Genomic DNA, 13,326 nt, shown 5'->3' on the forward strand with positions numbered 1-13,326 from the left:
GAAAGCGAAGCGGGATGCTGGATCAGGGGCGCGCCCTCCGGGCATGGTGGATCGGACAGCGGCAGAAATTGCGGCAGTTGCGGCGGGCCTGCCTGCCCGTGTCGTTGGTGGTGATATCGCTGGCGGGGCTTGGTCTGGCGGTCATGGTGCTGGCCCCGCCGCCGGGTGTCACAGGCACCCTGATCGGCGGCGCCGTCGCGTTGTCGCCACTGCTGCTGGTGTTTTGCTGGCTGATCCGGGTGCCCGATATCTGGAACTTCCATCCGGGATGGGTGGCGGCCGGCACGTTTCTGGCGTCGCTGCCGCTGGTGGTGTTCGGGCGGTATTTCGCCGCAGGGCTGGTGAATGCGATCTTTCGCGAGGCGCCTGATCTGTTCCCGGCCGCCCTGATGGTGGCAGGCTATCTCGGTGTGCTTCTGGGCGCGCTGAGTGTGCTGGTGCTGGTCGCGTTCACTGTGACGATCGTTCTGGTGAGCTGGACCCTGCTGGCCGGGATCTTGGGGAAAATCGGTGGCCGGCGCTTGCTGGGCGATCTGCTGACCTATGGCATTGCCGCAGTGCTGATCGGCTGGGCGCTCGGCTCGATCATGCACCTGGAGCAACGTGCCCGCGTTCTGGTGACCCGCGTGGCGATCACGACCGATTTTCACCCTGATCACCGCTGCGACACCACCGGCTGGCCCGCAGGCGTGACCCGCGTGGCCTTTGTGGGCGATGAGCAGGTCCTGGGCTATCTCGCGGCCGAGCGGCGCATCATCGCCCTGTCCTGCCATCGGCGGGACGTCATTGGGGGCACACGCTGAAACCCTTGCTTATCCGCTGATTTCGCGCCATTCCCAAGCCTATGGAAAACTTTGCCGCCTCTGTCCGCCAGGCAGAGGTCGCGCTGCGCGACCTCTTCGAGCCGACCCCGCTTCAGAAGAACGACCACCTTTCGGCGAAATACGGCGCCGAGATCTGGCTGAAACGCGAAGACCTGACGCCCGTGCGCAGCTACAAGCTGCGCGGCGCCTTCAACGCCATGCGCAAGGTGGTGGCGCGGGGGGGCGCGGCGCATTTCGTCTGTGCCAGCGCCGGCAACCATGCCCAGGGTGTGGCCTTTGCCTGCCGGCATTTCAGCGCGCGCGGCACCATCTTCATGCCGGTGACGACGCCCAGGCAAAAGATCGACAAGACGCGCATGTTCGGCGGCGACGCGGTCAACATCGTGCTGACCGGCGATTATTTCGACCAGACGCTGGCTGCCTCACAGGAATTCGCCCGGGTCGAAGGCGCGGCGTTCCTGTCGCCCTTTGACGATGCCGATGTGATCGAGGGGCAGGCCACGACCGGGCTGGAGATCCTTGAACAGCTGGGTGGCGCGCCCGACCTGATCGTGCTGCCGGTGGGCGGGGGCGGGCTGTCCTCGGGGGTGACGGCACTGTTTGCCGAGCTGGCGCCGGGGTGCGCCGCAGCCTTTGCCGAGCCCGAGGGTGGCGCCAGCCTGCGCGAGGCGCTGACACAGGGCGGGCCGGTGACGCTGCCGGCGGTGGACAATTTCGTCGATGGCGCGGCGGTGGCCAGGATCGGCGCCCTGCCCTATCGGCTGCTTTCGCGCTTTTCGCCCGATCAGGTCTATCCGGCGCCCGAGGACCGGATCAGCGCCACCATGCTGGAAATGCTCAATATCGAGGGCATCGTGCTTGAACCCGCCGGCGCGCTGGCGGTCGACGTGTTGCGCGACATTCCCGATCTTGCCGGCAAACGCGTGGTCTGCCTGTGCTCGGGCGGCAATTTCGATTTCGAGCGCCTGCCCGAGGTCAAGGAACGCGCGCAACGCTATTCGGGGCTGAAGCGTTATTTCATCCTGCGCATGCCGCAGCGACCGGGCGCCTTGCGCGATTTCCTGCAATTGCTGGGACCGGATGACGATATCGCGCGCTTCGAATATCTCAAGAAATCGGCGCGCAACTTTGGCTCGATCCTGATCGGGATCGAGACCACGGCGCCCGAAAATCTGGACCGGCTGCGCGAGCGGCTGGAGGGGGCCGGGATCAGCTATCGCGACATCACCCGCGACCCGGTGCTGGCCGAATTCCTGATCTAGCAGCGCGGGCCGTCCCGATAGGCTGCCGCTCGGGATGTCAGGCCCGCAGCGCCTTCGGCTGCGCCTGCTCCTGCGCCAGCGTGCGGATCAGCTGGTGCTTTGACAGCGAATAGCTTTCGATCACGGCCTCCAGATCAAAGGTCGCGCTGCGCCGGCCGGCCACCAGCTTTTCGCCCTCGTCACAGAGCATGCCGAAGCTGCGAAAGCCCAGATTCCACGCGCAGCCCTTGAGAAAGTGCAGATCCGCAGCCAGCCGCGCGACGGGGCGCCGCTTCAGCCGCATCAGCACCGTTTCAACCTCATCCAGGAACAGCTCCAGGATCAGCTTGAATTCGTCGTCGCCGACTTCGCTGCGCAATTCATGGATGCGGTTCCAGTCCAACATTCGGCAACCCAAGGGAGAATCAATGCACCATTCATATCATGCATTTCCGCCTTCGCGTGCAGATTGGAAGAATTTTCGGCATTAACGGGTTCTTCAACGCTGACGCGCTATGCATCGGCCATGATGATTCCGCAGGCCCCTCCTCCCAGCTCGAAACCGCCGGTCTGGCGGTCGGTTCTGCTTGTCGATGACAGCAGGGCACAGCGCCGGACGCTGGCGGTCCAGCTGCAACGTGCGGGCTATGAAGTGATCGAGGCAGCAAATGGCGAAGAGGCCATGCAGATATGCCTGCAAAGCCGACCCGACATCGTCATCTCGGACTGGATGATGACCGGGCGCACCGGGCTGGAATTCTGTCGCCGCTTTCGCGAGATGCAGACCGACCGCTATGGCTATTTTATCCTGCTGACCTCGCGCGACGACAAAAAGGACGTGGCCGAGGGGCTGCGGGCGGGGGCGGATGAATTCCTGACCAAGCCGGTCTCGGGCGCCGAGCTTTTGGCGCGGCTTTCGGCGGGCGAGCGCATCCTGCGCATGGAGGAAAGGCTGCGCAACGCCAATATGCAGCTTGAGGAAACCTTGACCCAGCTGCGCGAAACCCAGGCGGCGCTGGACCGCGACCTGCGCGAGGCGCAGCGGCTGCAACAGGGGCTGGTGCGTGAACGCCACGGCCGCTTTGGCGGGTTCGAACTGTCGCTGCTGATGCGGCCGGCGGGGCATATCGGCGGCGATCTGGTCGGGTTCTTTCCGATCTGCAGCCGCCGCGTCGGTATCTTTGCGCTGGACGTGTCGGGCCATGGCGTCGCCGCCGCCCTGCTCAGCGCCCGGCTTGCGGCGATGCTGTCGGGCGGCTCCGAGCACAATATCGCTCTGCGCCAGACTGAGCAGGGCCCGGCCGAGCCACGCGCGCCGGCCGAGGTGCTGCGCCAACTCAATACGCTGATGCTTGAGGAGCTGCGCACCGAATCCTATTTCACCATGGTCTATGCCGAGCTGGACCATGACGCAGGCACCCTGCGGCTGGTTCAGGCCGGCCACCCCCATCCGGTGATCCAGCGCGCCGATTCCAGCATCGAGATCGTCGGCACCGGCGGGCTGCCGGTCGGGGTGTTTGCCGAGGCGGATTACGAGGAAATCGCCTTTCGTCTGCATCCGGGCGACCGGCTGTTCATCAGCTCGGACGGGTTGATCGAAAGCGAGAATGCCCGCGGCGAGCCCTTGGGCGAGGAAGGCTTGCAGGCGATCCTGCGCACCAATGCCCTGCTGCGCGGCGACGCGCTGCTGGAATCGATCTGCTGGTCGGCAGCGAACTATGCCGGCGGCAAGCGCAGCGACGACATCTCGGCGGTGCTGATCGAATATCTGGGCGGGGGGTGAGGCATGCGGGCCAGTCATCCGCCGGTCGGGGTTTCGGCAGGCCGCATTGGTCGAGAGGGCCGCTTGGCGGCAAAGGCCGGGCAGTTCGCCGGACCGCCCTGCGGCGCGAAACCGGGTGTGCCAAGGCAGGATCCGGGTTGTGCGGTCGCCGCAGCGTCTCGCTGGGCGAAACCCACGCCACGCCACGCCACGCCACGCCACGCCACGCCACGCCACGCCACGCCACGCCACGCCACGCCACGCCACGCCACGCCACGCCACGCCACGCCACGCCACGCCACGCCACGCCACGAGCTGTCCCTCGCCCCGGCCGCCGGTCAATCGGCTTTGTGGCCATTCAACCGCGCGAAGCTGCGACTAGGAGCCGATGGTCCGTAGCGAATGGCGGCCTGACAGCAGCCCCCGGGCGAAGGCACGCGCGCCGGGATCGGCCAGACGGGCGGGCAATTCTGCCAGCGGCACCCAATGCGCGGAATGGCCCGGCTCGGAGGGCGGGGCCAGCCGCGCGATGGGCCGCGCCAGCCAGATGTGACACAGCTTCTCGGCCCAGAAATCATAGTCGGGCATGAAGCAGAACCGGCGATAGCTGCCCAACCGGCGCGGCAGGCCGATGCTCCAGCCGGTTTCCTCGCGCACCTCGCGATACAGCGCCGGCAATTGCGATTCCCCCGGGTCGATGCCGCCGCCGGGCAGCTGGAACTCGGGCACGGGCGCCTGTTGAAAGGTCAGCAGGGCGGCATCCCCCCGGATCAGCAGCGCATAGGCGCCGGGGCGCAGGCGATAGGAATGGTGGCCCGGAGGCGGCCCGAAACGCGGGATCATGGGTGGTCCTTTGATGCATCTGGTCGCCGCAACAGCGGGCCAGCCGGGCGGGGTTGTCAAGCGCCTGCCCGCGCCAGCCACCTGTCCCAAGGACCGGCGGATCCGGCGCGGACCGGACTGACAGGCGAAGCGCACGGGGGGCGAATCGACATCCTCGCAGCCGGGACGCGACCGCACCACGCGCCAAGGCGAATCCGAGGGCATCGAGTTTCTGCACGACAGACAGAGGGCCCAAGCGACCGGGCGAATCACCCGCCCGCAAAACAGCAGGACGGCCCGGACAAAACATGTGGACGGCCCGCGCCGCAATCTGCGCGCCCGTTGGAAAGTGCCCGCCCCAGCCACGCGCAGATAGCTCGCCGCGATGCGCGATCATCGTCGCCCGCCGTGGTCCGCCCCAAGACCGACCCAAAGCCGGCGCCCCGCGAAACCCAAGTCCCGGAAATGAAAAAGCCCTGCAACCAGTTAAGGTTGCAGGGCTTTTTTGGTGCCCAGGAGAGGACTCGAACTTCGAGCCAAAACCCCAACAAACGCTGGGCCTGTATACACCAAGATTTCGCCGATGCCAACAAAAATGCCAACAAATCTTATGGACGCCCTCTCGACGCTGTGGCCGCGTTCGTGCCGGATTGTCGAGGGGAACGGTCATGAGCTCGACCATACAGCACGCCGTCAGGCCCCGCAACGGCACCCCACCCAACCGTTTGGAGGCCACGGCCATCAGGTCTTCAAAAAAGACAGCCCCGGATACCGGAGCTGATACAGGACAGGTCGGACCATTAGTTGGAGCAGATTTTTAAATAATCGCCATAGCGATTAAGTCACCCCAGCAACTTCTCCAAAAGACCCAAGTCCCGAATCGGGTTAACCGGAACGTCCGTTTTACCGTCCGCCTTCAATATAATCTGGGGTCGGCCGTTATTATCCGCTTCGCGAATATCAATGACCTGTTCAGGAACTCCCAGTCTCGGAGCGGCTTTTCCTTTGACGATAAACAATGCGGGTTCACGGCCACCGCGCGGCATCACGAACATCAGCATGTCGAAGGACGTCGTGTATGGCTCAAACCCGCTGCGAGCCTCGGGCATCCGAGCCACCCACGCCCCGCCCCGGTTCGCCACCTTGTGCATCAGGACCACCGCGATCTCCCGGGCTTTGGATCCGTCCTCAACCAGAATGCGGGACTTAGAGGCGCGGTGCTGGATACCCGCAAACATGAGGCGGGCGGACACCAGCCCCGCCGCCGTGGCGTTCTCCCGCGATTCCTGGGACCTGTCGCCGACCGTGAGCGGGTCAAACTCGGGGTCCTCGAAGTTGATTATGAAGTCGTTCTCGCCAGATTTTGGGGCGAGATGGTCGGGGATCGCATCATCCAGCTGCGAGGCGTCCGGCATAATGCCGTGTTCCAGCCAGTCCTGGGTAACCCCCAAGACGGCAGCTAAGGCCCCCATCGTGGCCCCGCGTGGCTTCGTCATGCCCGCGAACCACTTCCGGACGGACTCCGGGGATGCGGTTCCGCCGTGCTCTGGCAGCTTGTTCGAGATCCACACGTATCGCCCGTGCTCTCGGTTCGGCGTGAGAGATGAGGTCGCATACGCTTTCTCGAGGCGATCGTGGAATTCTGCCAGACCGTCGTCCAGACCTTGCGTGAAAAACATGGGATTCCTCGTGATTTTGAGGTATTATCGTGTTTTTTGAGTGACAGGTCAACACGAGACCACTCATGGTCGCTCACACAGTCAGTCTTTACGGCGGTTTTTACGCCAAACCTCTCGCTTTCGCGTAATCCAGAGCCCACGACTGGACGATCTCGACACACGGCTCCTGTTTTTTTCTGTTCCGGCAGTTTGTGATTCTCGCTCGCGTGCCATTATAAATGGCCTTATTGCCACCGAGTCCGATATCTTCCAGAATATCTTTCAAAGTCCTGCCATCAACCACAACCGGCTGTCTTTTTGCCCTGGCATTCGATCCGCTGACGACCGGCGTTTCTCTCGCGTGCCTCACGATATCCTTAATGATACTTGCGGACATCTCATCGCCAACCCCAATACGATGCCTGACCCTCTCAAATATTCTGGCATACATCTTCAAGTCGTCCATCGGGTTAAAACCGGCAGATTCGCAAATCTCACCCAACGGCACACCGTCAATCAGAATTGTGGTCCGCCGATTTCTCCCGTTATCCTTTGCCGATATAATCCTAAGGTTTCCGACCTCATAATGGCCGTCATTGTCAATCCGATCCACCTGCCCGCCGATCCCGTAAGTCAGAACCGCCGGAGCAAGATAGCGCACGTATTCCTCTGTGCCATCAAACTCGCAGCGAATACCTCGGCCGCCATAAGATTTGTAAGCGACGTTATCCTCTTTGGAGCACCTGTCTTTTGCTCCGTGATATCTGCTCACAAGACTTCGATATGCGCTCGTTCCGACCAATCTATGTCCCGGCGATTTACGGTCCCATCTGTCGCAGGATTCGCACTGATAATGTTTTCCTGACATGAGCTGATTTGAACTTAGCCGTATCGTCTCTCCGCAATCGCACCTCAGGACGACGTTTCCCAGTGCGTTTCTGCCTGACACCGTTAATCTGCCGTGCCGCATTCCGACCTCGGACAAAACCGCTTTCGTTTCGGGCTTATTCAGGGTGTTGCCGATCCTGTAAACGACCTCGGTATCCATCACGCCGCCTCCGCACCGTTCAGTTCGTCGATCTTATTCATGATGTCGTCGAAAACGCGTTGTTTAGATGTCTTAACGAATCCGGATAAACGAGAGTATTCCGGGGAAGTCGGGGAGATACCGTTCTGCTCGGCCAGCGTTGCCAGAGGGACCACCTCATCTCCGGTATCCACGACCACCGATACACGCCTGTTCCTGACCTGCTCGGACGCGTCCGCCAATCTCACATTATTGAACTCGTATGACCCATTCACGTCTATGCGGTCCGTCGTCCGATCGTCCCCGTATCGAAATCCGTGCATGAACAGACACAGTGCATAAGCCTCCTCGTCCGCGAACAGGAACCTGACGCCCCTGCCCCCGTAGTTATCGTATTGCGGGTTCTTATGGTTCTCACAGCGGTCCTTAGCACCGCGGGCTCGGGACATCAGCGTGTCATAGGTGTCGCGGCACCCGATGATCTGCTGGACGGGCGTGGCGTTGGACCACTCGTCGCAGGAGGCGCACTGGTATCGTTTTCCGGACATCCAGACCCCGCGGGTCACGGCCACCGTTTCCCCACAGTCGCAGTCGCACACCACCTCCCCGTTCCGGTTCAGCCCCTTGACGACCAGCCTGCCGACCCTGCGCCCCTCGGCCAACAGGACCTGCTCACGCGCCGAAACGCTCACGTTGTTATTCGATCCACCCGACATCTGTTCCTCCCTGGTCGTTCACGCCCCCCGACGTTTTGGATGGACGCTTAGACCACGCAGCGGTGAACGAATCAACAAATATCGTTATTTATCAGCATATTGATGGTTGTTATAAAATCCTTACACATAAGGATTTTTTACTCTCCATATCGAAAAAAATGCGTTCAGGCGCAGTGCCATCCCGCTTTTCCACAGGAATCACACCCCCGATCATGAGCGTGAAAATCGGGGTGATTCGTAGGTGATTCGCATAAAAACCTCATATATTTTGTGATCAATCTGCAACAACGCACGATTACTTAAAAAATAATTCGCACACGATTTCCGGCAATAGTCTTTAGAGTCAAAGACTTTCAGGAATCTAAAAAACCTAAGGTTTTTGTTTTTTATCAAAAAGATGTTGCGCCATTCGATCTCTGGAGACATGTAGTGCTGGCCGGTCTGGGGGGACCGGCGACTACTTGGGAAAAGCCATAAAACGGGAGGTTTATCATGGCAAAAATTGCGAAAGACAACAATAGCGTGCGTTTTGATGAGAACGACGTCAAAATATTTGAGGACGGTCTCGAAGAGACCTGCTCCGAGGTGGGAGTCTGGGAGTCCGCAGACGACGAGATGACGGAGGACGAACGTAGATACTCGGACAGGATGACTGCCCTTAGGCGCCAGCCCTCAATGGGCAGGGATTACCTTGTGCACATGCTGGACACCCAGGTTGACAGCAGGGGCAACAAGATCGGCATAAAATCAGGCGTGCACAACGTATCCACGATCCTGAATAAGGACAGACGCATCGCCGGTTCGATCGGCTTGAACCTGATGAGCGGTCAGGTCGTCATGCTGAAATCCATAAAATTCGGGATCCGCGACGTTCCGGATATACACGTCCCCGCTGACGGAGCTGATTTCAATAAAGGTCACGAAGCGGCAATCGCAGCGTTTTTGGGTTCATCCGAAGAGCTTAAGGGATACGGGATTGGTCCGAAGACAGAGGTAATGAGGCAGGCTATTTTGAACGCTGCCTACATGAATGCGTTCGACCCTCTGGTTCAGAAAATTTACGAAACGGAATGGGACGGCGTAGCCCGTATGGAAACGTCATTCGTCAGATGGTTCAATCTGGACAATAACCCTTATAACCGTGCCCTGAGCAAGTTCCTCCTGGCGTTCATCGAGCGCAGATTTAACCCAGGCGCGAAGTTCGACCACGTCCCCGTCCTGATCAGCAGGCGTCAGGGAACGTTCAAGTCGACCTCAGTCGAAGTCCTGTCTCTTGGGCATTACGGCGAATTCCGGACCCCGGCAGAGTTCAGCGACCCGAAAAAGCTGATCGAGGCGACCGAGGGTGCGGCTCTCATGGAGGTGCCTGAAATGGCTGCCTTGCTGAGCCTGCACCACAACGTCGTGAAGAGCACCATCTCTGCCCGCAAGGACCGGGCCCGCGGCGCATACGCCATCAGCGCCACAACGACGATGCGCTCGTGGCTGATACTGGGCACCAGCAACGACGGGGCCTTCCTGAGGGACCCGACGGGTAACCGCCGTTTCTGGCCTGTTTACCTGAATGACAAGCTGGATCAGCCGGTAAACATCGATCTTATGCGTCAGGAGATCATGCAGGTCTATGCGGAGGCACTTGTTGTTTATCGGCAGATGCGGAAGGTCCAGCCCTACGGGGATCTGGCTTACCACATGACCGGCGAGGCCGCCGAGATGGCCCAGCATCTGCAAGCCCGCGCGGCCGTTGAGACCCCCGAGATGTCCGTTGCCGGCTGGCTGAAGGACTGGCTTTCAGAACCATACGACGGAAAGTTCAGCACACAGGTCAAAGGGGTGTCGTTCAGGTCAAAATTCTGCCTGCGTGAGGCGTTCAACGAGTATCACGCGTCGAACCTTAGGGAAGCTCCGGACTACGACGCCAAGGCGACCAAGATGCTTACCGGTGCCGTTTCCCTGCTGGACTTCGTCAGCAAAGGAACGTCTGCCAGATTCGGAAAATTCGGTGTTCAACAGTCATACGAAGTGGATCCGGAATGGCTGTCTTCTCAGATCAAAGAACGAGAGGCCGATGAGGTCAAAACGGTCAGCGACAACATTATCCCCGTCAAAAGCTATGCGGCCGATGTGTTTTCGGAGTGGGACCTTGTTGAGGCTGAGTTATCCACTGACAAAAAGTCAGGAGTGAAAGACACGACGGGTGTCAGCCTGACCGGAAACTCGGTGTCTTTCAGCGTGGCAACCGATTCCGGAAACGTCATCTCCATCTCTACCAGAAAATGAACGCGTTGCCCGGCCTAACAGGCCGGGCAATCCACACCAAAAAAACAGGAGAGGTAATAATGACATACCAACATATCCACGAAGGCGTTCATTCCGCGTCAGCACTGATGGGGATACCGCTAAAACGCACTGACGCGGAGCCCAAAACCGATCACGTTAAGCAGTTCGTGGCCTTGGCCCGCAGTATCCCAGGCAAGCCGTTCCGAGTATTCGACGACTGGTGCGAGATCATGTTCTGCGCGATCGCGGCAATCACCGCACAGACGCCGGAGCGGGCGGCCGAGCTGATGAGCCAGCAGGAGCAGGCGTCTGGGAAATACACACAGGAAGACATCCGGATCATGGAGGATATGCTGGGCGTGGCTCAGGTCGCCATCATGGATGGCGGTCGGGACTTTCTCGGAGAGGCCTGCGGATTGCTGGGGGCACTGGACGGCGGCGTCGGTCAGTTCTTCACGCCTTTCGAGGTATCCAAGATGATCGTCAGCATGACAGCACCGGACATCTCCGCCATCGTCCGAGATCAGGGAAACTTCCGGGGGGCAGACCCGGCAGCGGGTTCCGGCGGCTTGCTGGTGGCCTTGGCCGACCACTGCGAGGCCGTCGGCGTCGACCTGAGGGACGTGTTCGTCGAGGGCGTGGAGCTGGTGCCGTCCACGTATCACATGCTGTTCGTCCAGCTGTCCCTGAGGGGTGTGCCGGCACGTGCCGTGTGCGGTAACACCCTTACGCAAGAGGTCAGGGAATACGCATACACACCCGCAGGTGTCAGGTTCGTTAACAAACACGGCATCATGAATGCCGCAACGAACATGAGATAATCATGATCCCACTCAGGGTTCTGTTCCCGACCCGGGGAGAAGAGGCTCACATGCGGTCCTGCCGCAAGGCAGTCTGGGCCGTCATAGTCGTTCTGGCTATGGCGGCCTCATCCCCCGTCTTTGCCGTCTTGTGGGCATTATCCGCGACCTCACATTGCGGTCCCTGACTGTGAAAAAAAACGAAACTCGGGGTTAAACGAATCACGTTATAAGCATCATCTCAACCGCCATAAAAATCGGCGATGTTATTTTTATCGCCCTTATTATTTCATTGTGAACAACGAAAAATATGCCACTGATTTTTATATACACTGTCGTTTTCGTCAGATAACAAGACTGACAAGCAAGGAGGTCATCATGTCCGATGAAAAAACGATAACACTGAATGTAAACATCACGGTAACGCTTACCCATGATCTTTTAGAAAAGATTGCCGACAGCATGTCGTAGGTCAACGATGTTTTTGGTTGTGAAACTGAAAGTGAGAACGCCAGCTCTGATGAGGAGTCTCAAATCACGACTTTCAAGACCGCACAGCAGCACGCGGACGCGATGCGTAATCGGCAGGCCCTTAGAAAAGCGTCAAGGGACGAAAGACGTCAGGATCCGGTCAAAACGGATTTTTCTAAGTTTTTCGGATCCTGCGAAAAGATCACGGACGACATCGTTCTTCAAAGCCGACTGAACTCGGACAACCTTTGGCTAAGGATGACGGGTGAGGACTTTCCTGAAGACGTCGAGGCATATCGACGGGCTGTCCGAAACTACTCCAAGACGTTAGATGAGATCGTCTCACGAACCAAAAAGCCTCATTAATAAACACAAAGGAAACAATCATGACAGAAGATACCGAAAATACCGACGACCCCAAATACCTCGCAGACACACGGACAGAGGACATGTTGCAGGTTCTGAACGCTATTCGCGACGCAGAAAGCATTCAGGAGATGAAAAATCTCGCGGACGATGCTCTCCGGTGTTTGCAGGTCCTGAATAATGCGTTTGCCGCACTTTACAAGGATCTGATCGACGATGAGCCCGAAGAGGAGGATTACGGATACCACCTCGGGGGGATAATCACATCTGACACTGAACCAGACGACGATCTGGGCATGTGAATTTTATAAGACCGGCGTCCGGAGTGATGTAGCTCCGGGCTCCATCCATCATCAACGAAAAACGAACGCCATGGAGGCGAGCATGATGAACACCCCAGACGACATCCTCGGCGAGACGATCCGCGTGACGGACGCGATGCGCCATAATGACCGCATGATCAGGACGGCGCGGACGCAGCGAGAGTTCAGCACCCTGCTGCGCAACGCCGAGCGGCTGGAACGGCAGTCCATCAGGCAGATGGTGGTGGTGCCGGTGTCGCTTGCGGACCTACAGTTCGGGCGTAAGCCGGTTTTCGGAGGTCGGCCATGACAGACGACGAATGCATTGTTGATGATCTTCTGAGATATGGCAGGCTTGCGGACGGTATGAGGCCCATGTTGGACCATATCGTCGAGCTGAATGACGACTTGGTCAATGGGCGCTATCCGTCGTGCGTATTGAAGACCGCAACCAGAGCGAGAGAGGCACTCGACGCCATCATCACTGATGCCATCCGGTCGCAATCTGATTTCAGGAGAGGGTCATGAGCCTGTCGAAATCCGGAAGACCGTTCTTGGACCCGGACACCTGCATGCTGGTCCGCTACTATGACTGACACATACTACGATCGCTTTATGGATGCCGTATCCTCCGAGTTCGAGCAGCACTTGCAGCGGCTGTTCCCGGACGACTACGGCTTACAGCGGATCGCGTGGGACGCGTGGGACGACTTCCGGCGCGCCAAGGAATACGACGGCCCCGTGGTCCTCGGTGAGGTTGAAATGACGAAACGCCACGAAGACGCTCCCAAGCAAACGCGACCGCTTTTCGCACCCGAAGCATACTTGTATTATGGCCACATCCCGGACGAGGTCATCGCAAACGGCGTGGTGTGCGAGAGCCTGGACGAGAGCAGGTCCGATGGCGAAGAATCTTCCTGATCGCATAGGCGTAAGCGCGACGCTGATCCCCTCCTGCCGCTGGTGATCTGAACGGGCCAATCTCCGTGCGCATGAACGTCGGAGGTGTTGGCTTGGAACGAGACGGCAAAATGGGCGGCCATTTGGACGGCTTCTC

The 13,326-nt window shown here is 59.4% G+C and carries 14 protein-coding genes; 9 read left to right on the forward strand and 5 right to left on the reverse strand.

What is annotated here, in order from left to right; translation table 11 throughout:
• Nucleotides 1-14: 14 nt before the first annotated feature.
• Together GL279_RS09940 and ilvA are read left to right on the forward strand one after the other, a co-directional pair.
• On the forward strand, nucleotides 15-803 hold the full coding sequence (locus GL279_RS09940) for a hypothetical protein (protein WP_155064472.1): 789 nt from the start codon (nucleotides 15-17) through the stop codon (nucleotides 801-803).
• Between the two features lie 41 nt (nucleotides 804-844).
• On the forward strand, nucleotides 845-2,086 hold the full coding sequence (gene ilvA, locus GL279_RS09945) for a threonine ammonia-lyase IlvA (RefSeq protein ID WP_155064473.1): 1,242 nt from the start codon (nucleotides 845-847) through the stop codon (nucleotides 2,084-2,086).
• A gap of 37 nt (nucleotides 2,087-2,123) precedes the next feature.
• Here ilvA and GL279_RS09950 read toward each other — a convergent pair whose 3' ends face one another.
• Nucleotides 2,124-2,471, reverse strand: coding sequence for an Hpt domain-containing protein (locus tag GL279_RS09950; RefSeq protein WP_155064474.1), 348 nt, complete (start codon nucleotides 2,469-2,471; stop codon nucleotides 2,124-2,126).
• 120 nt (nucleotides 2,472-2,591) lie between these two features.
• Between GL279_RS09950 and GL279_RS09955 the strand changes: the two genes are divergently transcribed.
• On the forward strand, nucleotides 2,592-3,848 hold the full coding sequence (locus GL279_RS09955; protein ID WP_155064475.1) for a PP2C family protein-serine/threonine phosphatase: 1,257 nt from the start codon (nucleotides 2,592-2,594) through the stop codon (nucleotides 3,846-3,848).
• Between the two features lie 357 nt (nucleotides 3,849-4,205).
• Here GL279_RS09955 and GL279_RS09960 read toward each other — a convergent pair whose 3' ends face one another.
• From GL279_RS09960 to GL279_RS09975, 4 genes are all read right to left on the reverse strand, one after another.
• The gene (locus tag GL279_RS09960) at nucleotides 4,206-4,670 is read right to left on the reverse strand and encodes an NUDIX domain-containing protein (protein ID WP_155064476.1); all 465 of its coding nucleotides are present in this window, start codon (nucleotides 4,668-4,670) and stop codon (nucleotides 4,206-4,208) included.
• An 821-nt stretch (nucleotides 4,671-5,491) separates the two neighbouring features.
• On the reverse strand, nucleotides 5,492-6,328 hold the full coding sequence (locus tag GL279_RS09965; RefSeq protein WP_155064477.1) for a hypothetical protein: 837 nt from the start codon (nucleotides 6,326-6,328) through the stop codon (nucleotides 5,492-5,494).
• A gap of 100 nt (nucleotides 6,329-6,428) precedes the next feature.
• The gene (locus tag GL279_RS09970; RefSeq protein WP_155064478.1) at nucleotides 6,429-7,355 is read right to left on the reverse strand and encodes a hypothetical protein; all 927 of its coding nucleotides are present in this window, start codon (nucleotides 7,353-7,355) and stop codon (nucleotides 6,429-6,431) included.
• Nucleotides 7,355-8,050, reverse strand: a complete 696-nt coding sequence (locus GL279_RS09975) for a hypothetical protein (RefSeq protein WP_155064479.1) — start codon at nucleotides 8,048-8,050, stop codon at nucleotides 7,355-7,357. Before GL279_RS09975 ends, GL279_RS09970 begins: the two co-directional genes overlap by 1 nt.
• A 492-nt stretch (nucleotides 8,051-8,542) precedes the next feature.
• Between GL279_RS09975 and GL279_RS09980 the strand changes: the two genes are divergently transcribed.
• From GL279_RS09980 to GL279_RS10005, 6 genes are all read left to right on the forward strand, one after another.
• Nucleotides 8,543-10,330, forward strand: coding sequence for a VapE domain-containing protein (locus GL279_RS09980; RefSeq protein ID WP_155064480.1), 1,788 nt, complete (start codon nucleotides 8,543-8,545; stop codon nucleotides 10,328-10,330).
• A gap of 59 nt (nucleotides 10,331-10,389) precedes the next feature.
• Nucleotides 10,390-11,151, forward strand: a complete 762-nt coding sequence (locus GL279_RS09985; RefSeq protein ID WP_170293947.1) for an N-6 DNA methylase — start codon at nucleotides 10,390-10,392, stop codon at nucleotides 11,149-11,151.
• 836 nt (nucleotides 11,152-11,987) lie between these two features.
• Entirely contained in the window at nucleotides 11,988-12,269 is a 282-nt protein-coding gene (locus GL279_RS09990) for a hypothetical protein (protein WP_155064482.1), read from the forward strand.
• Between the two features lie 82 nt (nucleotides 12,270-12,351).
• Complete coding sequence (locus GL279_RS09995; protein ID WP_155064483.1) at nucleotides 12,352-12,579, forward strand: hypothetical protein; 228 nt, start codon at nucleotides 12,352-12,354, stop codon at nucleotides 12,577-12,579.
• Nucleotides 12,576-12,797, forward strand: coding sequence for a hypothetical protein (locus tag GL279_RS10000; RefSeq protein WP_155064484.1), 222 nt, complete (start codon nucleotides 12,576-12,578; stop codon nucleotides 12,795-12,797). Before GL279_RS09995 ends, GL279_RS10000 begins: the two co-directional genes overlap by 4 nt.
• A 60-nt stretch (nucleotides 12,798-12,857) precedes the next feature.
• Nucleotides 12,858-13,190: a hypothetical protein gene (locus GL279_RS10005; RefSeq protein WP_155064485.1), complete on the forward strand. Its 333-nt coding sequence runs from the start codon at nucleotides 12,858-12,860 to the stop codon at nucleotides 13,188-13,190.
• Nucleotides 13,191-13,326: the final 136 nt, after the last annotated feature.

Source organism: Paracoccus limosus (assembly GCF_009711185.1).
Taxonomy (GTDB): domain Bacteria; phylum Pseudomonadota; class Alphaproteobacteria; order Rhodobacterales; family Rhodobacteraceae; genus Paracoccus; species Paracoccus limosus.

What these genes read in the sequence shown, in the direction of transcription:
- GL279_RS09940 (WP_155064472.1), top strand. Translation starts at nt 15, where the DNA reads ATGCTGGATCAGGGGCGCGCCCTCCGGGCATGGTGGATCGGACAGCGG.
- ilvA (WP_155064473.1), top strand. Translation starts at nt 845, where the DNA reads ATGGAAAACTTTGCCGCCTCTGTCCGCCAGGCAGAGGTCGCGCTGCGC.
- GL279_RS09950 (WP_155064474.1), bottom strand. Translation starts at nt 2,471, where the DNA reads ATGTTGGACTGGAACCGCATCCATGAATTGCGCAGCGAAGTCGGCGAC.
- GL279_RS09955 (WP_155064475.1), top strand. Translation starts at nt 2,592, where the DNA reads ATGATGATTCCGCAGGCCCCTCCTCCCAGCTCGAAACCGCCGGTCTGG.
- GL279_RS09960 (WP_155064476.1), bottom strand. Translation starts at nt 4,670, where the DNA reads ATGATCCCGCGTTTCGGGCCGCCTCCGGGCCACCATTCCTATCGCCTG.
- GL279_RS09965 (WP_155064477.1), bottom strand. Translation starts at nt 6,328, where the DNA reads ATGTTTTTCACGCAAGGTCTGGACGACGGTCTGGCAGAATTCCACGAT.
- GL279_RS09970 (WP_155064478.1), bottom strand. Translation starts at nt 7,355, where the DNA reads ATGGATACCGAGGTCGTTTACAGGATCGGCAACACCCTGAATAAGCCC.
- GL279_RS09975 (WP_155064479.1), bottom strand. Translation starts at nt 8,050, where the DNA reads ATGTCGGGTGGATCGAATAACAACGTGAGCGTTTCGGCGCGTGAGCAG.
- GL279_RS09980 (WP_155064480.1), top strand. Translation starts at nt 8,543, where the DNA reads ATGGCAAAAATTGCGAAAGACAACAATAGCGTGCGTTTTGATGAGAAC.
- GL279_RS09985 (WP_170293947.1), top strand. Translation starts at nt 10,390, where the DNA reads ATGACATACCAACATATCCACGAAGGCGTTCATTCCGCGTCAGCACTG.
- GL279_RS09990 (WP_155064482.1), top strand. Translation starts at nt 11,988, where the DNA reads ATGACAGAAGATACCGAAAATACCGACGACCCCAAATACCTCGCAGAC.
- GL279_RS09995 (WP_155064483.1), top strand. Translation starts at nt 12,352, where the DNA reads ATGATGAACACCCCAGACGACATCCTCGGCGAGACGATCCGCGTGACG.
- GL279_RS10000 (WP_155064484.1), top strand. Translation starts at nt 12,576, where the DNA reads ATGACAGACGACGAATGCATTGTTGATGATCTTCTGAGATATGGCAGG.
- GL279_RS10005 (WP_155064485.1), top strand. Translation starts at nt 12,858, where the DNA reads ATGACTGACACATACTACGATCGCTTTATGGATGCCGTATCCTCCGAG.